Origin of the sequence: Mesorhizobium sp. M1A.T.Ca.IN.004.03.1.1, assembly GCF_003997555.1 — a bacterium.
Lineage (GTDB): Bacteria > Pseudomonadota > Alphaproteobacteria > Rhizobiales > Rhizobiaceae > Mesorhizobium.
Genome location: NZ_RZTV01000013.1, coordinates 39,882 through 58,493, shown reverse-complemented (window position 1 = coordinate 58,493; position 18,612 = coordinate 39,882). Strand labels below are relative to the sequence as shown.

The window sequence follows — 18,612 nt, the reverse complement described above, 5'->3', positions numbered from 1 at the left end:
CCATGTTCGACTGGCTGATCGTCGGCGCCGGCTTCGCCGGCAGCGTTCTCGCCGAACGGATTGCCTCGCAGCGGGGAGAAAGTGTTCTCCTCATCGATCGCCGCAATCACATCGGGGGTAACGCCTATGACTGCTACGACGAAGCAGGCATCCTCATCCACCGCTACGGGCCGCACATATTCCATACAAACGCGCGGTCCATCGTGGATTATCTGTCACACTTCACGACATGGCGGCCGTATGAACATCGTGTGCTGGCGGCGGTCGACGGAATGCTTCTCCCGATCCCCATCAATCTCGATACGATCAACCGCCTCTATGGTCTCGATTTGGATCCGGTGGAACTGGAAGACTTCTTCGCGTCTCGTCGCGAGATCATCGAGGAAGTCCACACGGCCGAGGACGTCGTGGTCAGTACCGTCGGGCGGGAACTCTATGAGAAATTCTTCCGCGGCTACACCAGGAAGCAATGGGGCGTAGACCCCTCCCAGCTTAGCAAATCGGTAACCGCCCGGGTTCCGACCAGGACCAACCGCGACGACCGCTACTTCGGCGACAGCTTCCAGCACATGCCCGCGAACGGGTACACGCGCATGTTCGAGCGCATGCTCAACCATCCCAATATCAAGATCATGCTGCAGACCGATTATCGTGAGGTCCGGGACCGGATTCCGTTCCGCAAGCTGATCTACACCGGCCCTGTCGACGAATTCTTCGACTGGAGACTTGGCCGCCTGCCGTATCGCTCACTGCGTTTCGAGCACGTGACCGTCGACTGTGAACAGTTCCAGCCGGTCGCTGTGGTCAACTATCCGCAAACGGAGGACTTCACCCGGATCACCGAGTATAAGCATCTGACCGGTCAGAAGAACGCCCGGACAAGCCTCACCTATGAATACCCGACCGACATTGGCGATCCGTATTACCCGGTGCCCCGGCCGGAAAACGAAGCGCTCTACAAGCAATATGAAGCCTTGTCCGCCAGTCGCCCGGATGTCTGGTTTGTCGGCCGCCTTGCGACATACCGCTATTACAACATGGACCAGGTCGTGGGTCAGGCTCTGGCTACTTTCGCCCGCATTCAGAAGACGGTCCCAATTGGAGGCGCCTTGCAGCCGGCAATGGCTGTGCCAGGCTAAAGCCGCTTGCTACTCTTGATTGCAAGGCTGCGTGGGTCGAGAATGCTTCTCAAACAGCCTCTGCTGCCTCGCCAGTTCATCGGCCATCGACTGACGGGTGCGGCGCGATCCATCCGCATGGATGACGGAGAAAAGGCCAACTTCGGCGTGGCGTGAATTGTCCCATCCCGGGTAAGCCGTGATCGGATAAAGGCAAATACCCCCGACCGGCGCGCCTTGGTTCATAGCCTCCCGCACCTCGCCGCATACATAGTGAAGCCATGCCGGGCCCCCCGATCCCTCCGCACCTGTCTCTGCAATGTACATCGGCTGTCGGTAGCGTCGGGCGACCTCGACGAGCATTTCCGACAGAGCCCGGTATTCGTGATGCCCCATCGGGATTGTTGGCCCGTGCAGGTACCACTGATTGTGCGGGTAAAAATTCAGACCGATGACATCGATGAGATCTTCGCTGCCGCCAAGCTGCGGCTCGACGCGCCCCATCAGCATGTCGTACGCTTCGAACTGTCCTTGACGGACTTTTTCAGCCGCCCGCATTTCCGCGCGGCTTCGATCGCGCGGCGCGATGTGAATAAGCGGCTCGGCCCAGATGAACCGGCATTCTGGATCCGCTTGGCGCATGGCTCGTATGCCTTGCACGGCAGCCTTGACGAGGTGGCGTTTGAACCAACCCCTTCGCCTTGGGCCGGCCGGTGGAAAATAGCCCACTTCGACTGCCCAGGCGAAGAACGATATCTCGTTGATCGGGCAGACGAGCGCAGGCTTCCCGCTGACGGCCCGATGCAACCGGACAGCTTCCGCTGCGAAATCGGCATAGCGCTCGATCAGCTCCTTCCCGCCCTGGTCAAGATAATCGGGGGTTCCGTAGTGAAAGACATCCCAGATGACCTGAACGCCGGCGAGATTTGCCGCTTCGATCATCGGCGCCCAACTCGACCAATCGTACACGCCCGGCGCCTTCTCGATCAGGTGCCAGCGTAGCCCGTCACGAACAGTTCTGAGCCCAAGGTTCGCGCAGCCGCGATAGTCGCGTTCTGCGTGAGAATCATGGCCAGTCGCCCGCACGAGATCGAGACGCACGCCATCCTTTCGCCGGTGCGAGGAGCATTCGAAACCGCCCATGAAAAAACTGTCGAATGTGACCGCGCTGGCAGCCGGATTCACTTTTGGGCTAACGGCTTGCGGCACATTCCTACTCCTTGCATTGGCCGGCACGGTCGACCAACGGCCGAAACCCTCTTTGGGTTGGGCAAATTCTTCGTTCTTGCCGCGTGCTGAACGGCGTTCAACCCAGCGTGATCTCCTGATCGTTCACAACCTCGGCCAGCCGACTGAGGAAACTCACGAGACCGACTTCCGGATCGTCGTTGTCGCCTGTGAGCACGGAGATACCCCAACGCCCCAGCACGGCTTCTTCGACGGGGTCTCGGCTCGCCATGAAAATGTATGACGGCGGCCGATCCGCCTCGTAGCCCGAACGGTTCCATGTCTGCCAAAGCCGATGCAACAGCAGCCGGATGTTCAGGTCCGAGAGACTATAGCCGACGAACAGAACCGTGCTGCCCAGCGCATCGGAACGAAACCGCACATCGAGCGGCGAATCGAAGGATAACCGATCGAGATAGTCGGTTTCCGTAAGGACCAGCGAGGAATCGTCATCGAAGTCGCCGTGGAATTTCACGATACACGCGACGTCCCGGCGAGCCTTCGAGACATCCCGAGCATTGGCCACCTTCACGTATGCGCGGCCGTGTATCTCAAAGGCGACTTCGAGGTTCCGGTCATAGTTGGTGGTGTAGATCACCGGAAAATCCAGCGCGACGATCAGACGATGCAGTTCGGACTCCCGAATCTTCTCCCTCGTCACGGTCCAGTGCCTGTCCATCCAACTGCGCAACGGCCCGATGCTGCCATGCTTGATCCGGTAATACTCGGCCAGGGTTTGGAAGCGATCACGCGGTCTCGCCCCATCCAGGCCGAGTTCGCTCGCCATGCGTTCAATCAGCTTCTCCCAGGAAGGCAGCCCCACGCTCATCGAAACACCAGCTCCGACAAAGAGCACCGCATTGCGCTCTCGGATCGCTTTAGCGAGTGGAAGAATCGGGTCCTCGTTCATTGCCGAAGCTGAGTGGGCTGCCGCGGGTGGGGCATGACGCATACTTCCGAACCTGGAGGTGGATGAAGTGTTCCCCGCTCAGCCGTGAAAATCCAGAAGACGCCGATACTCAGGTCAGACTCGCCGAAAGCAATGCGCAGGCAGGGACAGGCGGCTTGGCTTCGGTCCTTCTCAGCATCGGCGAATCGCCAGCGCGACATCGGTCGCGAACGGTGGCACCTCCAGCTTCAACCTACCGTCCGCTTGCGCCCGCCATTCCGCCGCTTGCGTGCCGGCCGCAGTATCCCAGCCGACTATGCGGTAGCTACCCGGAGCCAGCCCAGGCAGGTCGATCATGACGGGCTCGGTTTGCACGTCGGCCTGCAGCATGCCGTTGGGCCCGATCGTTTCGCGGTGCACCAGCCAGGCCACCGCCTGGGCATCGTCGCCGCAGGCTACCGCCGCGACATCGGGGCGGGAAACCCGCACCCGGCCGCCGAGATGGACACGTCGGAACCGACTCCAGTCGATCAGCGGCAGGAAACCCGCCAGCGAGCGCTGCGCCCGCCGCATGCCGGGTGTGAGCACATGCGGCGTACGGTTCGGCCAGCGCATGCCGCCACCGGCACCGCCGGCAGCCAGGTGCGCCCATTGCATATGGCGGAAATATTCGTCATCGAACGGCTCCGGCAGCGTGATCTTCTTGTCCTTGAAGGTATGGATCGGGCCATGTTCGCTGTCGAGGAACGGCCGGCCATCGCAAGTTTCGGCCAGGGCCTCGCCGACGATCCGTCCCAGGCCGAGCGCCGGGGCCACTGTGTCGCGGGGATGATCGATCGTGCCTTCCTCGTAGATGTGGAGGGAGGCGAAGTCGAGATCCGGATGCCGGAAGATAGGTTCGCGGAGCGGCATGTGCGCCCGCCAGCGAAGCTCCGGTCCGAAGAGCGAAACCGTTTGCGGGTGGGAGCGGCCGTAGAGCGAAATCTCCAGCCGGCGAACGAAAGCACCGAGATCGTGGATGAAGTCGCCGAAATCGTCGGCGCTGCCTTCGGCCTGCTCGGGATGGATCTCGTTCCAGAGGTCCCAAGCGAAGAGCGCGCCGCTGCCGCCCCATCTGCGCACCGCGAATTCCAGCCTTGCCTTGATGGCGCGGCGCGTGGCCGTGCAGACCAGAAAGCGCGAGGGCTGATCCAGCGCGCCGCCGTTCCTCTGATTATAGGGGTGATGACGCCAGTGCCGCCACTGCCAAAATGTATCGAACGGGGTGAGCAGTATTCTCAAGCCGTGCTTTTCACAGAGACGAAAAAGATCGTCCCACAGCCGCACCATGGCAGGGACGAAGCGACCGAGCGGCCGCTCGAAGTAGCGGTGGCGGACCTGAGCATATTCCAGCATCAGCCTGAGGCAGGTGACGCCGCTTTGCCTAAGCCAGCGGAGGTGAGCCTCCACGCCGGCTATGTCCTTGCGCCGGAACAGCCCATTTAGCTCAGGCCAGCTTATCGCGTCATTCTGCCCGATCGGCATCCACGGCTCGCCGTCCTCAGTGGCGAAATACGAGCCGGCCACCGTGATCCACTGCAGACCCGCGGACCGGACAGCGAGTACGCCCTCCGCGTCACTGGTCGTGCTTCCCGTTAATCCCGTATTGTCCAAGTGGCTTTCCGATATTTCCCCAAGGCACTCCAACTTTCTCAGGGGAAAAATGTTCACCGGCGCCGGCGCAAAGATCGCAGCCCGCTCGGGCTTCATGGCCGAGAGAATGGCCCGTTACAGAAAACGGCCAGCTGATCTGCTCCAGTTCGTTCGACTGAAAACCCTAGCTACGATCGCTCGCCGCGATCCCGGCCGCAGGGGCCTTGGCAGTCCACCGAAAGCCAACCAGATCATAGCGACGAGCAGAGATTCGCCGGCGGGATCTCGCCAACCAGGAAGGCCGGCTTCAGGCGATCCTCTGCTGAAGCTGCGGCATGTCTTCGCTCTTCCGCAGACCCGTTGCGACGACCGACACCCGAAACTTTCCGGCCAACGCCTGGTCGAAGATGGCGCCGACGATAATGTCGGCGTCGGCGTCGACCTCTTCGCGTATCCGTGTCGCGGCTTCGTCGACCTCGAAGAGCGTCATGTCCGTGCCGCCGCAGATCGATACGAGCAAGCCTCTGGCGCCTGTCATGGAAGCCTCATCGAGCAGCGGGTTGGCGATTGCTGCCTCGGCCGCCGTCCTTGCGCGGCCCTCCCCCGAGGCTTCACCGGTTCCCATCATCGCCCGGCCCATGTCCCGCATCACCGACTTCACGTCGGCAAAATCGAGATTGATCAGGCCTTCCTTCACGATGAGATCCGTGATGCAGCCGACACCGGCGTAGAGAACACGGTCCGCCATAGCGAAGGCATCGGCAAACGTCGTCCTGGCGTCGGCGACCCTGAAAAGGTTCTGGTTGGGGATGACGATCACGGTGTCGGCGCTTTCGCGAAGGCGTTCTATGCCCTCTTCGGCGGCCTGGGACCTGCGCTTGCCCTCGAACGTGAAAGGCTTGGTAACAACGGCCACCGTCAAAATGCCGGCATCGCGCGCCGCACGCGCAATGACGGGCGCGGCGCCAGTCCCGGTGCCGCCGCCCATGCCCGCCGTGATAAAACACATGTGCGTTCCCGTAAGATGATCCATGATCTCGTCGATGGATTCCTCAGCGGCCGCGCTGCCGACGTGGGGGAGAGATCCGGCGCCCAAGCCCTCGGTCACATGCGCACCCAACTGGATCAGCCGCGGCGACTTCGACATGGTGAGCGCCTGGGCGTCGGTATTGGCGACGACGAACTCGACCCCCTGCAGGCCTTCAGCGATCATGTTGTTGACGGCGTTTCCGCCAGCGCCACCGACCCCGACAACGGTGATCTTAGGTCTCATCTCCAGGATTTCCGGCTTGGCGGTCATTGTGATCTCTCTACGGGACGCAGTGGCTGCGCCAGAGCAACTAGCAAACGAATCAGATGGTCCCGCCAAGATCAGGGAATCAGAGGACAGGCCTCGCCGCAAGGTCAAGCTGAGGGCGTCAAATCGCAAGTTTGCTTCAGGAGCGCCATGGTTCCCGAGCGCAACTCTGCGTGAACCGGTGCCGGTGCGGGGGGCGACGAAAGACAAATGGTTCAGTCGAAGCAGCCCGCGTCCTCTTCCCTGAGATACGTCCGGGCCGCTTCGGACCTTCGCGCGGCCAGCTGCCCTGAGGACCGCGATCCGTCGCAAGCAGAGCCGGAGACGTCCTGCTCACGAGGTTGATAAATCCCGCCGGTTCTCTAAGTTCGCCTTGGGGCACCTTGACTTCGCGCTGGTCCGGCAAACGATCGGACTTAGGCGCAAGAACGGTAATTCGTCGATGACAAGCGCGGTGTCGGGCACCTTGGCGACCCTTTTGTGCTTTCTGGCCCTGACCGCTGCTGCTCCACGTGCGTTCGCCCAGCAACCGACCGTGCAGCCGGCCGGAGCGATCAAGCCGGACGAGAAGATAACCGAAATCAAGATAGGCTATTTACGGGCCTACGCGCCGCGCCTGACGCTTTCCCTGCTGGACGCCCCGCCGCGTGACGAAGGTGTCGCCGGCGCCAATGTCGCCATTGGCGACAACAACACCACGGGCAAGTTCATCAAGCAGAAATTCAGCCTCGATGTCACCGAGATAAAACCGGAAGCCGACGCGGTTCAGGCATTCAACGCGTTGATTGCCAAAGGCGAACGCTATGTCCTCGCGGACCTCTCCGCCAAGCAGCTACTGTCGATCGCCGACATCGCCCGCGACAAGGGCGTGCTGATCTTCAACGTGGGCGCCACCGACGACAGACTGCGCGAGGAGGACTGCCGCATAAACGTCTTCCACATCGCGCCGACGCGAAGCATGCTCGCCGACGCTCTGGCGCAGTATCTGATGGTGAAGAAATGGCCGAACTGGGTGCTGCTCTACGGCTCGCATGATGAGGACCGCCTCTATGCCGACGCGTTGCGCCGCGCGGCAGCCCGCTTCGGCGGACAGATCGTCGCGGAGAAAGAATTCAAGGATACCGGGACGGCGCGCCGCACTGACACCGGGGCGACGCAGATACAGCAACAGATTTCGGTATTCACGCAAGACCTGCCGGAGCATGACGTGCTGCTTGTGGCCGATGAAAGCGAGGTGTTCGGGACCTACGTGCCCTACCGCAGCTGGATGCCGCGGCTCGTCGCAGGCACGGCCGGTCTTGTGGCGTCGTCATGGCATCCCGCGAGTGAACAGTGGGGCGGCATTCAAATGCAAAATCGCTTCCTGAAGACGGCAGGCCGGCGAATGATGTCCAAGGACATGTCGGCCTGGACGGCCGTGCGGGCCGTCGGCGAAGCCACCACGCGCACCAATGGTGACGATCCGAAAAAGATCAGCGATTACATCCGCTCGGACGACTTCTCGGTTGCCGCGTTCAAGGGACAGAAGCTGACCTTCCGCAAATGGAACCTCCAGCTTCGCCAGCCGATCCTGCTTGGCGATGCCAAATCGGTCGTCTCGACATCTCCCCAGGAGGGCTATCTCCACCAAGTCTCCGAACTCGACACCCTCGGCATCGATCAGCCGGAAACGAAATGCGTTCTCAGGTAGCGCCGATCGGGAGGAATTCGTGCAGAGCCGAGCTTGCGTACTCGCCATTCTCGCAACCGGCGTCATGGCCGGCCCGGCATCGGCCTACACGGCCTATGTCTCAAACGAGAAGGACAATACGATGACCGTCGTCGATACGGCGACCATGCAGGTGGTCAAGACCGTCGACGTCGGCCAGAGACCGCGCGGCATCACCATCTCGCACGACGGCAAGTTCATCTATTTGTGCGCCAGCGACGACAATACGATCCAAATCATCGATACCACGACGCTGCAGGTCGTCGGCACGCTGCCCTCCGGCGACGATCCCGAATTGTTCGTGCTTTCGCCCGACGGCAAGGCGCTCTACGTCGCCAACGAAAACGACAATCTGGTCACCGCGATCGACCTCGACAGCAAGCAAGTCACGTCCGAGATCCCGGTCGGCGTGGAACCCGAAGGCATGGCCGTCAGCCCCGACGGCAAGACCCTGGTCAACACCTCGGAGACCACCAGCATGGCGCATTTCATCGACACCGAGAGCCATGAGGTAACCGACAACGTGCTGGTCGACACGCGCCCGCGCTTCGCCGCGTTCAAGCCCGACGGCTCGCAGGCCTGGGTCAGTGCCGAGATCGGCGGCACCGTCAGCGTCATCGACAACACCAAGCGCCAGGTCGTGAAGAGGATCAAGTTCGCGATTCCCGGACTGCGAGCCGAAACCATCCAGCCGGTCGGCATCGCCATCAGCGCCAACGGGAAGAAGGCCTATATCGCGCTCGGCCCGGCGAACCATGTCGCAGTGATCAACACCGAAACCTACGAGGTGGAAAACTACATCCTCGTCGGACAGCGCGCCTGGCATCTGGACTTCACCCCCGATCAGAAGACACTGATCACAACGAACGGCAATTCCAACGACATCACTTTCATCGATACGGCGACCGAGGAGCCGGTTCAGTCGGTCACCGTGGGGCAGCAGCCGTGGGGGGTGGTCATATCGCCCAAATAGAAAAGCAGCCGAAAGATTAAGGCCTGAAGCCGGGGCCAAAGACGTCGAGCGCGCTAGATAGCATCCTGAAGGAGCATCCATGCAGCATGCGAGGACGGCGAAAACGGGGATCGGAGCGGCGGCACTCGATGTCGCCGGCGTCAGCCATTCCTATGGCCCGAAGCGGGCGCTCAACGACGTCTCGTTCTCGATCGCGCCGGCGACTTTCACCGCCCTTCTCGGTCTCAACGGCGCCGGCAAGACGACCCTGTTCTCGCTGATCAGTCATCTCTACGACACGCGCCAGGGATCGATCCGCATCTTCGGCCATGACGTCAGCCGTGCGTCCGGCGAGGCGCTCAGGCGGGTCGGCATCGTGTTCCAGGCACGCACGCTCGACCTCGACCTGAGCGTATACCAGAACCTCTCCTATCACGCCTCGCTGCACGGCATCGGACGGCACGAAGCCCGACAGCGCATTGCAGCGCTGATCGAGACAGTCGACATGCAAAGCCGTCAGCGTGACAAGGCTCGCGGCCTTTCCGGCGGCCAGATGCGGCGCATCGAGATCGCCCGGGCGCTGCTCCATCGCCCGTCCCTGCTGCTGCTCGACGAGGCGACGGTGGGTCTCGACATCCAGTCGCGCGCGGGCATTCTCGCCACCATCCGCAAGCTGGTCGAAACCGAGGGCATCGGCGTGCTTTGGGCCACCCACCTGATCGACGAGGTTGAAGACGGCGACCATGTCGTCGTGCTGCGGCAAGGTGACCTGGTCGCCAAAGGCAAAGTGGCCGACGTGGTCCAAGCGAGTGGCGCCGCGTCGATCCGCGACGCCTTTGCCAAACTCAGCCGCGGCGAAGCAGCCGGCCAGGCGGAGATCTCGCCATGAGCACTCCCGCAATGCCGGAAAAGGTCGCCGCCGTCACCCCGGTGAAGTCCGACGCGTTCGGCTTTCGTCACTACCTCATCTGCCTCAAAGGCGTCGTCGTGCGGGAAGGGCTGCGCTTCCTGCACCAGCGCGAGCGCTTCATCTCGTCGCTGGTGCGACCGCTCGTCTGGCTGTTCATTTTTGCCGCCGGGTTCCGGCAGGTGCTCGGTGTCTCGATCATCCCGCCCTACAAGACCTACGTGCTCTACGAGGTCTACATCACGCCGGGCTTGTGCGGCATGATCCTGCTGTTCTCGGGCATGCAGTCTTCGCTGTCGATGGTCTACGACCGTGAGATGGGCAATATGCGCATCCTGCTGGTCAGCCCATTTCCCCGCTGGTATCTGCTGGTGTCGAAGATGCTCGCCGGCGTCTCCGTGTCGATCGCGCAGGTTTATGCCTTTCTGATCGTTGCCTGGTTCTGGGGCGTCAAGGCGCCGCCGCTCGGTTACCTATTCGTGCTGCCGGCCCTGTTCCTGTCGGGGATGATGCTTTGCGCGCTCGGCATGCTCCTGTCCTCGATGATCAAGCAGCTCGAGAATTTTGCCGGGATCATGAACTTCGTGATCTTTCCCGGCTATTTCGCGTCGCCGGCGCTCTATCCTTTGTGGCGCATCCAGGAAGCGAGCCCGCTGCTTTACAAGCTCTGCCTCGCCAACCCCTTTACCTATGCCGTCGAGTTGATCCGCTTCGCCTTCTACGGGCAGATCGATTGGGTGTCGCTGGGCGTCGTCGCCGGCTGCACGCTGCTGTTTCTCGGGGGGGCCATCATCGCTTATGACCCTTCGCGCGGACTGATAACCCGCAAACAAGGCGCGGGAGGAAACGGTTGATGGAACGGATGCGCCTGGTTCGCAGCCTGGTGCGGCTGTCATGCTCATGCCCCACGCCGGCGCCACGGCCGCGAACACCGATCCGGACTGGGCCCTGCATGCAGCGCAAGGTGCCGCAACTGGTCGCCGGGGTGAGCTTGATCGAACGGGAGAGACACGAAGCTAAGGAACTCATCCCTGAGCTAGGCAGTTGTGTTTTGTTCCTGGGTTTTGGCTGTTTGAGAACCCAGCGTTTCATTTGTCCGTTTGTGAGGTGATGGATGAGCCATTGCATTGCCCGCAATGGCGCCAATGAGGGCCGGTCCCTTCGGGCTGGCTAAAGAGGAGAATGCAATGAAGAAGAAGAGCTGGAAGAAACCGACGATGTGCCAGGTTGCCGCGGGCTTCGAGATTTCGCGGTATCTGCCTGCTGAAACGCCTCCCAGGAAGTAGGCCGCAGAGCTGCGTGTCCCTGGCTGTGGGGGCATGCATCCCCTTGCCGCTTGAGGTCGTCGAGACGGGGGCTGCCGCGGGAAGCGCGGGCGCGAAGCCGTTTGCCACCGAGAATTTGGCGCCGGTCAAATGGGCCGCAGAGCAGGCATCGCTATGCGCGTGAAGATCATAGGATCGGCGGCGGGAGGCGGCTTTCCGCAATGGAACTGCAACTATCGCCTGAGCCGCTCGGCTCGGAGCGGCATGGCTGGCGTGCATTCGCGGACCCAGTCGTCCATTGCCGTATCGGCTGACGGGACAGGCTGGGTTCTGTTCAACGCGTCGCCCGACATTGGCCGGCAGATTGCGCAAACGCCCGAACTGCAGCCCGCGGCCGATGCGCCGCTGCGCTCGACGCCCATCCGCGCGGTCGTGCTGACGAATGGCGACGTCGACCATGTCGCCGGCCTGCTCAGCCTGCGGGAGCGGCAGCCCTTCGCAATCTATGCAACGGCACAGGTGCTGGCGACGCTGGCGGCGAATTCGATCTTCAACGTTCTCGATCCGGCGATCGTGCCGCGCCGCCTTCTGGCGCCAACGGAGCAAGTGGCGATCTGCAACGCGGACGGCCAGCAGACCGGCGTGGTCGTCGACGCCTTTCCCGTGCCCGGCAAGATCGCGCTCTATCTCGAGCAAAGAGGCGATCCAAGCGCCGATTTCAGCTCCGACACGGGCGCCACGATCGGCGTGCGTATCAGCGGGGCTGGAAGTCGCGCTGCTTTCTTTTACATTCCCGGCTGCGCGGGCATCGATGCCGCCCTGCGCACGCGTCTGGCGGACGCCGCCTGCCTTCTGTTCGACGGCACTGTCTATACAGACGACGAGATGATCATCGCCGGCGTCGGCCAGAAGACCGGTGCGCGCATGGGGCACATCGCAATGTCTGGAGAAGCGGGTTCGATCGCCGCCTTGGCCGATGTGAGGACCGGCCGCCGCGTCTTCATCCACATCAACAATACCAATCCTGTTCTCGACGAGAGTTCCGCCGAACACGCGGCGGTCAGAGCGGCTGGCTGGGAAATCGGGAGCGACGGAATGGAGATCGAACTTTGAGCGACTTCCACGACGCGGCGCGACATGGTCTGTCCAAGAGCGAGCTCGAGGCCGTGCTGCGGCAGGTCGGCGCCGAGCGTTATCACAACCGCCATCCCTTTCATCACAGGATGACCAGTGGCGTGCTGACGAAGGCCGAAATGCAGGCCTGGGCATTGAACCGCTACTGCTACCAGGCCGTCATTCCGCGCAAGGACGCCATGATCCTGGCGCATGCCGAGGATCCGGCGTTTCGCGCCGCCTGGCGCAAACGCATCGAGGATCACGACGGCGAGGACGGCTGGAGCGGCGGCATCGCGCGCTGGCTGCATCTGGCGACCTCGCTCGGGCTCGATGCCGAAGCCGTCAAGAGCGAAAGGCTGGCGCTGCCGGCGACCCGCTTCGCCGTCGGCGCCTATCTTTCCTTCTGCACGAACCGCACGCTGCTCGAGGCGGTGGCATCGTCGCTGACCGAGATGTTCTCGCCGATCATCATCGGCGAGCGAGTGCCGGCGATGCTGGCCAAATACGACTACATCACCGAGGACACGCTGGCCTATTTCAGCCGGCGGCCGGAACAGGCAACGCGCGACGCCGACTTCGCCCTCGCCTATGTGCTGGGCCACGCCGACACGGCCGAGCGCCAGCAGCAGGCGATCGATGCGCTGGTGTTCAAATGCGATATATTGTGGGCCATGCTCGATGCGCTTCAACATGCCTATGGCGCGCCGGGAAACGTCCCTCCGGGCGCCTTCCAGCCGGAGGCAACCCGATGATGGCGCTGCGCGAGAGAGCCATCGTCTCGTTGCAATCGATGCCATCGCTGCCGAGGCACGTGCGTATACAATACGATCCCGTGCGGCAGGCCTTCGCCGTGCTTTCGCCGGAAAGGGTATTCTGGCCGAACGATATCAGTCTCGACATATTGCGCCGCTGCGACGGGCGGTCCACCGTCGGCTACATCATCGCTGGTCTTGCGGCCGATTACGATGCTGAACAGAAGGCCGTAGCGGCCGATGTCATCGCCTTCCTCCAAGAATGGTCGGACAAGCTGCTGGTGAAGCTATGAGCGAGCCGCTTCTGCCTCCGATCGGCATGCTGGCGGAACTGACGCATCGCTGCCCGCTGCAGTGCCCTTATTGCTCCAATCCGCTCGCATTGCTCAAGGCCAATCGTGAGCTCGACACCCAGACCTGGCTCGATCTTTTCTCGCAGGCCGCCGATCTCGGCGTTCTGCAGGTGCATCTGTCCGGCGGCGAGCCGACGCTGCGCCGCGATCTCGAGCAATTGATCGCCGGGCTTTCGGCGCGCGGTGTCTACACCAATCTCATCACCGCCGGCATCAACATTGCCGAGGGCCGCATCGAGGCCTTTGCCGAAGCCGGGCTCGACCACCTGCAGCTGAGCTTCCAGGGCGCCCGCCCGGCGACGACCGACCGTATCGGCAACCACAGCGGCAGCCACGAAAAGAAGCTGGAGACGGCACGCCGCGCCCGCGCGGCCGGGTTGCCGCTCACCATCAATGCGCCGATCCATCGCCACAACATCGAGGAAGTGCCGGAATTCATCGACCTGGCTCTTTCGCTGGACGCCGAACGGCTCGAGATCGCCAATGTGCAGTATGCCGGCTGGGCGCTGGCCAATCGCAATGCGCTGATGCCCGAACGCGCCGCGGTCGAGCGGCAGGCGGAGATCGTCGCGGCGGCGCAAGAACGGCTTGCCGGCGTCATCAACATCGATTTCGTCCCGCCGGATCATTTCGCCGTCTATCCCAAGCCGTGCATGGGCGGCTGGGCGCGCGACGCCTTCATCGTGACGCCCGACGGCACGGTGCTGCCCTGCCATGCCGCGCAGACCATTCCTTCGCTCCGCTTCGAGCGTTTCGGAGAGCGCTCGCTGGCCGAGATCTGGACCGATTCACCGGCATTCAATGCCTTTCGCGGTACCGAATGGATGCTGGAGCCGTGCCGAAGCTGCGAGCGGCGCGAGATCGATTGGGGCGGCTGCAGATGTCAGGCGATGGCGATTGCCGGCGATGCCGCCGCAACGGATCCGGTCTGCATCAAATCGCCGATCCATGCCCGGGTGGGCATGCTCACCGACGAAACGCGGCGCGCCGCGGCAGACAATGCGGCGGGCGAACCCTTCATTTACCGTCGGATAAGCTGTGGCGGAGCTCGCCTGACCGTCTTCTCGTAGGTGGTCCCCAATAGGATAAACCGGAATTCGGCATGGCGGGATTTGTGCGAAAGCGCGTCGCCTGAATCCCGTTCCGGCGCGACGCGCTTTAGAGAGGGTCAAGGCGCAGTTTGTCCCGGGCGATCTTCCAGGCGGATTCGACGTGGCGCCGTGCCGCGGCTTCCGCCTCCTGCGGCTTACGCGCCCGGATCGCATCCATAATCGCGTTCATCTCGGCGATCGCCGGCTCGCGACGGTTTGCCGAGGCGATCGTCATCGAACGCAGCTGGTTGATGCGCACATTCAACCCGCTGACGATCTCCCAGGCGACACGCTTGTCCGCAGCCTCGAAAAGCGCTTCGTAGAACTTCGTCGTCGCGCGCATCACTGCCGGCGGCTTGCCCGAGGCCCAGGCCTCGAAGAGCTCGCCGAGGGCGTGCTCCAGTACGGCCAGTTGGCCATTGGTGGCCGATTGCGCGCAGGCGCGCGCCGCGATGCCCTCGAGCAAAGCCCTGAGCTCATAGATCTCGTCGGTGCGGCCGATATCCGGTTTGGCCACAGCCGGACCATGCCCGGGGATCATCTGCACAAGGCCTTCAGCCTCCAGCTGCCGCAGGACCTCGCGCACAACCGATCGGCTGACGCCGAGCTGGTCGCAAAGCGGCCGCTCGACCAGCCTTTCGCCGGGCTGGAAATGAAAATCCATTATGGCCTCGCGCATGCGCTCAAGGGCCAATGTTCTCAAGGTTTTGGCGCTGCGATCGATGCGAAGCGTGTCGTCCTGCATGTCTCTGCTCCCTTGGCCGCCACGAAAACAGATTCCATGGCAGGTTGACAAGGTATTTGGTGCTCCATACTATGGTATACCATAAGACGACAGAGAAGTTGGCGTTTCTCGATCGCCACCTGACAGAGGTTTCCATGCAGCCGCCCATTCGCAAGATCGTCACTTACAGCGAGAACACGCTGATCGAAGGCGGCAAGGCAGCATCCAAGCCGCTGCGCCTGATCGGCGTCGCCGCCGTGCTGACGAACCCCTGGGCGGGTCGCGGCTTCATCGAGGATCTTTCGCCCGAGATCCGCGCCTTTGCGCCGGTGCTTGGAGAAACGCTGACCCGCGAGATCGTTGCCGCCGCCGGCTCGGCCGAGGCGATCGAGGGCTACGGCAAGGCCGCGATCTGCGGCACGTCGGGCGAGATCGAGCATGCCTCGGCGCTGATCCACACACTGCATTTCGGCAATCACTATCGCCGCGCCGTCGCCGCCAAGACCTATCTCGCCTTCACCAATCTGCGTGGTGGGCCGAACACACCGATCATGATTCCGCTGATGGACAAGAATGACGAGGGCCGCCGCTCGCACTATCTGACCGTGCATTTCCAGATCGGCGACGCACCGGCGCCGGACGAGTTGGTCGTGGCGCTCGGTGCTTCGATCGGCGGCCGTCCTCACCATCGCATCGGCGACCGCTATCAGGACCTCAAGGAAGTGGGCGACCTGCATGGCTGACGCCGTCGCACCTGGATGGACCCGGGCAGCCGCGCCCGACGGAACCGGCTTTATCCGCGCCGGATCGGGCGCGCCGGTGCTGTTCATCCACGGCGTCGGCATGAACGCGACGATCTGGCAGCCGCAGATCCAGCGGATGGCTGACCGCTTCGACCTGATCGCCATCGACATGCTTGGCCACGGCCGCTCGCCGCTGCCGCCGCAGGAGCCGGAACTCGCCGACTATGCCGCGCAGGCGATCCGGCTGCTCGATCATCTCGGCCTCGACAAGGTGTCCGTCGTCGGTCACTCGATGGGGGCTTTGGTCGCGCAGGAACTCGCGCTGCTATCGCCGGAGCGCATCCGCCGTGTCGTGTCGCTCAACGCCGTGTTCCGTCGTCCGCCTGATCTGGCCCAAGCCGTGCTCGAGCGCGCGGCGGCGCTCACCGGCCACGGCGATGCGGCGGGGGTCGCCCAGACCATCGCCCGCTGGTTCGGCGATCCGGTTCCGGCCGAGCTCACGGCGGCGGCCGGGAAGGCGGCGGCAGCGTTGAGCGAGGTCGATCCCGAAGGCTACGCCCGCACCTATCGCCTGTTCGCCCGTGCCGACCGCGACCACGCCGAGCGCCTGCAGACCCTGGCCATGCCGGCGCTGTTCATCACCGGCTCCGAGGACAAGAACTCCTCGCCGGCAATGTCGGCCGCCATGGCCAGGCTCGCGCCGCATGGCCGCTGCACCGTTCTCGCCGGCCAAAGGCACATGATGGCGGCGGCGGCACCGGATCTCACCTCACGATGCATCGCCGAGTTCCTGAACGAAGGTGAAAGCCTGGAGCAAGGAGCAGCAGCGGACGCCAGCTTCGACAGCGGCGAGTTCCGGCGTGCGCTCGGCTCCTTCCTAACAGGCGTCACCATCGTCACCACGATCGGCGCGGAAGGCGAGCCGCGCGGGTTCACCGCCAACTCGTTCACATCGGTGTCGCTTGATCCGCCGCTGGTGCTGGTCTGCATCGCCCACAAGGCGCTCGGTCATCCGGTGTTCGCGACATCGAAGAGCTTCGCCATCAACATTTTGAACGAGACCCAGAAAGCGGCCTCCGGCATCTTCGCCTCGAAGGCAGCGGATAAATTCGCGTCGGTCGACTGGCGCCCGGGGAAGACCGGCAGTCCGGTTCTCGACGGCTCGGTCGCAACCTTCGACTGCGATATGGAGCGGTTGGTCGAGGCGGGCGACCATTCGATCCTGATCGGCCGCGTCCGCGACTTCCAGCACAATACCTCGCAGCCTCTCGGCTATTGCCGCGGCGCCTACATCACGCCCGGGCTCAGTCAGGAGGCGCTGGCCGCCGCCCAGCCCGGCACCGATGTCGGCGCCATCCTCGAAAACGGCGGCCGTATCCTGTTCCTCGAAACGCCAGACGGCTTCCTCGAACTGCCGCGCGGCCGGGGGCTGGGCTCGGCAAGCGACGGCAAGAGCCTCAACGGGCTTCTGGCCGCAAAGGCCATCGAGGCCCAGCTCGGCTTCCTCTTCGCCGTATGGGACGACGCGGGCAATCCCTCGCGCACCCATGTTTACTATCGCGGTACCTTCGACGTGCCGGCTTCCAGCGATCGAGGCATCCGGCTGATCGACATCGACGCGATCGACGGCTTGAAGATCGCCGATCCGGCCATCCGCTCGATGCTCACCCGCTATGTGCGCGAATGCACTGAAGACGCATTCGGCGTCTATGTCGGCAACGAGGTCGAAGGCGAGGTAAGGCCGCTCGCCAGGACCGCCGCCCTCAATACAGGTGACCAGGGATGAAGTTCTCGCTCTTCGTGCATATGGAACGCTCGGATCTCGCCAAGCCGCATTCGGAGTTGTTGCGCGAGTTGGGTGAGCTGGTCCTGCTGGCGGAACAGGCGGGCTTCGAGACCGCCTGGATCGGCGAGCATCACGGGATGGAGTTCACCATCTCGCCCAATCCATTCATCAACATCGCCTATCTTGCGGCCAAGACCAGCCGCATCCGCCTAGGCACCGGAACCATCATCGCGCCCTTCTGGCACCCGATCAAGCTTGCCGGCGAGGCGGCGATGACCGACGTGATTGCCGGCGGCCGGCTCGACATCGGCATCGCCCGGGGCGCCTACAGCTACGAATATCAGCGCGTCTTCCCCGGGCTCGATGCCTGGGGCGCCGGGCAGCGCATGCGCGAGATCATTCCGGCGATCCGAGGTCTCTGGGACGGCGACTACGAGCACTCCGGCGAATTCTGGCAGTTCCCGCCAACCACCTCCTCTCCCAAACCCCTGCAAAAGCCCTACCCGCCGATCTGGGTGGCGGCGCGCGATCCGAACTCGCACGACTTCGCTGTCGCCAACGGATGCAAGGTCCAAGTGACGCCACTGGCGTCCGGCGACGATGAGGTTGCAAGCCTCATGCAGCGGTTTAACGACGCCTGCGCCGCGCATCCTGAAATCCCGCGTCCGGAAATCATGCTCTTGATGCACACGTTCGTCGCCGAGGACGCCGCCGATGCCGATCGGCTGAGCCAGGATCTGTCGAACTTCTACTGCCAGTTCGGCGCCTGGTTCCAGAACAAGAAGCCGGTGCACCAGGGCATTTTGGAACCGCTGAGCGCCGAAGAGATCGCGGCCATGCCGCAATACGCGCCGGACAAGATGCGCCAGAACCTGGTGATCGGCGAGGCGCACGAGGTGGTCGCGCGGCTGAAAGCCTATGAGACGCTAGGCTTCGACCAGTACTCGATCTGGATCGACAGCGGCCTTTCGCACGAGCGCAAGAAGAAATCGCTGCAATTGTTCATCGACCGGGTGATGCCGGCCTTCATCTGATCGCGAACGAACGGGCAA

At 63.1% G+C, this 18,612-nt stretch carries 17 protein-coding genes; 12 read left to right on the top strand and 5 right to left on the bottom strand.

All coding sequences use genetic code 11. The features are described 5' to 3' along the window. The first annotated feature begins 2 nt into the window (after positions 1 to 2). Positions 3 to 1,139 carry a UDP-galactopyranose mutase gene (glf, locus tag EOD29_RS27235; RefSeq protein ID WP_127248487.1) on the top strand — a complete coding sequence of 379 codons (1,137 nt, stop codon included), beginning with the start codon at positions 3 to 5 and terminating at the stop codon, positions 1,137 to 1,139. Between the two features lie 9 nt (positions 1,140 to 1,148). Here the strand turns inward: glf and EOD29_RS27230 are convergent, their stop codons facing one another. The 4 genes from EOD29_RS27230 to ftsZ all read right to left on the bottom strand — a co-directional run bounded on the left by EOD29_RS27230 (position 1,149) and on the right by ftsZ (position 6,166). Further along, positions 1,149 to 2,327, bottom strand: coding sequence for a beta-glucosidase (locus EOD29_RS27230; RefSeq protein WP_127248486.1), 1,179 nt, complete (start codon positions 2,325 to 2,327; stop codon positions 1,149 to 1,151). 97 nt (positions 2,328 to 2,424) lie between these two features. Next, a complete protein-coding gene (locus EOD29_RS27225; RefSeq protein ID WP_095829150.1) occupies positions 2,425 to 3,255 on the bottom strand; it encodes an SIR2 family protein in 831 nt (276 codons plus the stop codon). A 171-nt stretch (positions 3,256 to 3,426) separates the two neighbouring features. Further along, entirely contained in the window at positions 3,427 to 4,887 is a 1,461-nt protein-coding gene (locus EOD29_RS27220) for a hypothetical protein (RefSeq protein ID WP_206520506.1), read from the bottom strand. A 286-nt stretch (positions 4,888 to 5,173) separates the two neighbouring features. Beyond that, the gene (gene ftsZ, locus EOD29_RS27215; protein ID WP_127248515.1) at positions 5,174 to 6,166 is read right to left on the bottom strand and encodes a cell division protein FtsZ; all 993 of its coding nucleotides are present in this window, start codon (positions 6,164 to 6,166) and stop codon (positions 5,174 to 5,176) included. 439 nt (positions 6,167 to 6,605) lie between these two features. Between ftsZ and EOD29_RS27210 the strand changes: the two genes are divergently transcribed. From EOD29_RS27210 to pqqE, 8 genes are all read left to right on the top strand, one after another. Continuing rightward, positions 6,606 to 7,853 (top strand): ABC transporter substrate-binding protein, encoded by a 1,248-nt coding sequence (locus EOD29_RS27210; RefSeq protein ID WP_127248485.1) that lies wholly within the window; start codon positions 6,606 to 6,608, stop codon positions 7,851 to 7,853. Positions 7,854 to 7,872: 19 nt separating this feature from the next. Next, the gene (locus tag EOD29_RS27205) at positions 7,873 to 8,844 is read left to right on the top strand and encodes a PQQ-dependent catabolism-associated beta-propeller protein (RefSeq protein ID WP_127248484.1); all 972 of its coding nucleotides are present in this window, start codon (positions 7,873 to 7,875) and stop codon (positions 8,842 to 8,844) included. Between the two features lie 79 nt (positions 8,845 to 8,923). Continuing rightward, positions 8,924 to 9,712, top strand: coding sequence for an ATP-binding cassette domain-containing protein (locus tag EOD29_RS27200; protein WP_127248483.1), 789 nt, complete (start codon positions 8,924 to 8,926; stop codon positions 9,710 to 9,712). A gap of 11 nt (positions 9,713 to 9,723) precedes the next feature. Then, entirely contained in the window at positions 9,724 to 10,584 is an 861-nt protein-coding gene (locus EOD29_RS27195) for an ABC transporter permease (protein WP_164750343.1), read from the top strand. Between the two features lie 585 nt (positions 10,585 to 11,169). Continuing rightward, positions 11,170 to 12,108 carry a pyrroloquinoline quinone biosynthesis protein PqqB gene (gene pqqB, locus EOD29_RS27185; protein WP_095826076.1) on the top strand — a complete coding sequence of 313 codons (939 nt, stop codon included), beginning with the start codon at positions 11,170 to 11,172 and terminating at the stop codon, positions 12,106 to 12,108. Next, entirely contained in the window at positions 12,105 to 12,863 is a 759-nt protein-coding gene (gene pqqC, locus EOD29_RS27180; protein ID WP_127248482.1) for a pyrroloquinoline-quinone synthase PqqC, read from the top strand. The genes pqqB and pqqC overlap by 4 nt, the downstream gene beginning before the upstream one ends. After that, entirely contained in the window at positions 12,860 to 13,156 is a 297-nt protein-coding gene (gene pqqD, locus EOD29_RS27175) for a pyrroloquinoline quinone biosynthesis peptide chaperone PqqD (RefSeq protein WP_066993870.1), read from the top strand. The genes pqqC and pqqD overlap by 4 nt, the downstream gene beginning before the upstream one ends. Continuing rightward, complete coding sequence (gene pqqE / locus EOD29_RS27170) at positions 13,153 to 14,286, top strand: pyrroloquinoline quinone biosynthesis protein PqqE (RefSeq protein ID WP_127248481.1); 1,134 nt, start codon at positions 13,153 to 13,155, stop codon at positions 14,284 to 14,286. Before pqqD ends, pqqE begins: the two co-directional genes overlap by 4 nt. An 88-nt stretch (positions 14,287 to 14,374) precedes the next feature. On the opposite strand, the gene EOD29_RS27165 is transcribed toward pqqE, so the two are convergent. Beyond that, positions 14,375 to 15,052, bottom strand: coding sequence for a GntR family transcriptional regulator (locus EOD29_RS27165; RefSeq protein WP_095777416.1), 678 nt, complete (start codon positions 15,050 to 15,052; stop codon positions 14,375 to 14,377). A gap of 134 nt (positions 15,053 to 15,186) precedes the next feature. Here EOD29_RS27165 and EOD29_RS27160 point away from each other — a divergent pair, with 134 nt between their 5' ends. From EOD29_RS27160 to EOD29_RS27150, 3 genes are read left to right on the top strand one after another with little or no spacing between them, the layout of a single operon-like run. After that, positions 15,187 to 15,774 (top strand): amino acid synthesis family protein, encoded by a 588-nt coding sequence (locus tag EOD29_RS27160; RefSeq protein WP_127248480.1) that lies wholly within the window; start codon positions 15,187 to 15,189, stop codon positions 15,772 to 15,774. After that, complete coding sequence (locus tag EOD29_RS37935; protein ID WP_127248479.1) at positions 15,767 to 17,560, top strand: alpha/beta fold hydrolase; 1,794 nt, start codon at positions 15,767 to 15,769, stop codon at positions 17,558 to 17,560. Before EOD29_RS27160 ends, EOD29_RS37935 begins: the two co-directional genes overlap by 8 nt. Further along, positions 17,557 to 18,594 (top strand): LLM class flavin-dependent oxidoreductase, encoded by a 1,038-nt coding sequence (locus EOD29_RS27150; RefSeq protein WP_127248478.1) that lies wholly within the window; start codon positions 17,557 to 17,559, stop codon positions 18,592 to 18,594. The genes EOD29_RS37935 and EOD29_RS27150 overlap by 4 nt, the downstream gene beginning before the upstream one ends. The last annotated feature ends 18 nt before the right edge of the window (positions 18,595 to 18,612 follow it).

Excerpts from the sequence above, each read along its gene's own strand:
- glf (WP_127248487.1), top strand. The coding sequence starts at position 3 with ATGTTCGACTGGCTGATCGTCGGCGCCGGCTTCGCCGGCAGCGTTCTC.
- EOD29_RS27225 (WP_095829150.1), bottom strand. The coding sequence starts at position 3,255 with ATGAACGAGGACCCGATTCTTCCACTCGCTAAAGCGATCCGAGAGCGC.
- ftsZ (WP_127248515.1), bottom strand. The coding sequence starts at position 6,166 with ATGACCGCCAAGCCGGAAATCCTGGAGATGAGACCTAAGATCACCGTT.
- EOD29_RS27210 (WP_127248485.1), top strand. The coding sequence starts at position 6,606 with ATGACAAGCGCGGTGTCGGGCACCTTGGCGACCCTTTTGTGCTTTCTG.
- EOD29_RS27200 (WP_127248483.1), top strand. The coding sequence starts at position 8,924 with ATGCAGCATGCGAGGACGGCGAAAACGGGGATCGGAGCGGCGGCACTC.
- EOD29_RS27195 (WP_164750343.1), top strand. The coding sequence starts at position 9,724 with ATGCCGGAAAAGGTCGCCGCCGTCACCCCGGTGAAGTCCGACGCGTTC.
- pqqB (WP_095826076.1), top strand. The coding sequence starts at position 11,170 with ATGCGCGTGAAGATCATAGGATCGGCGGCGGGAGGCGGCTTTCCGCAA.
- pqqD (WP_066993870.1), top strand. The coding sequence starts at position 12,860 with ATGATGGCGCTGCGCGAGAGAGCCATCGTCTCGTTGCAATCGATGCCA.
- pqqE (WP_127248481.1), top strand. The coding sequence starts at position 13,153 with ATGAGCGAGCCGCTTCTGCCTCCGATCGGCATGCTGGCGGAACTGACG.
- EOD29_RS27165 (WP_095777416.1), bottom strand. The coding sequence starts at position 15,052 with ATGCAGGACGACACGCTTCGCATCGATCGCAGCGCCAAAACCTTGAGA.
- EOD29_RS27160 (WP_127248480.1), top strand. The coding sequence starts at position 15,187 with ATGCAGCCGCCCATTCGCAAGATCGTCACTTACAGCGAGAACACGCTG.
- EOD29_RS37935 (WP_127248479.1), top strand. The coding sequence starts at position 15,767 with ATGGCTGACGCCGTCGCACCTGGATGGACCCGGGCAGCCGCGCCCGAC.
- EOD29_RS27150 (WP_127248478.1), top strand. The coding sequence starts at position 17,557 with ATGAAGTTCTCGCTCTTCGTGCATATGGAACGCTCGGATCTCGCCAAG.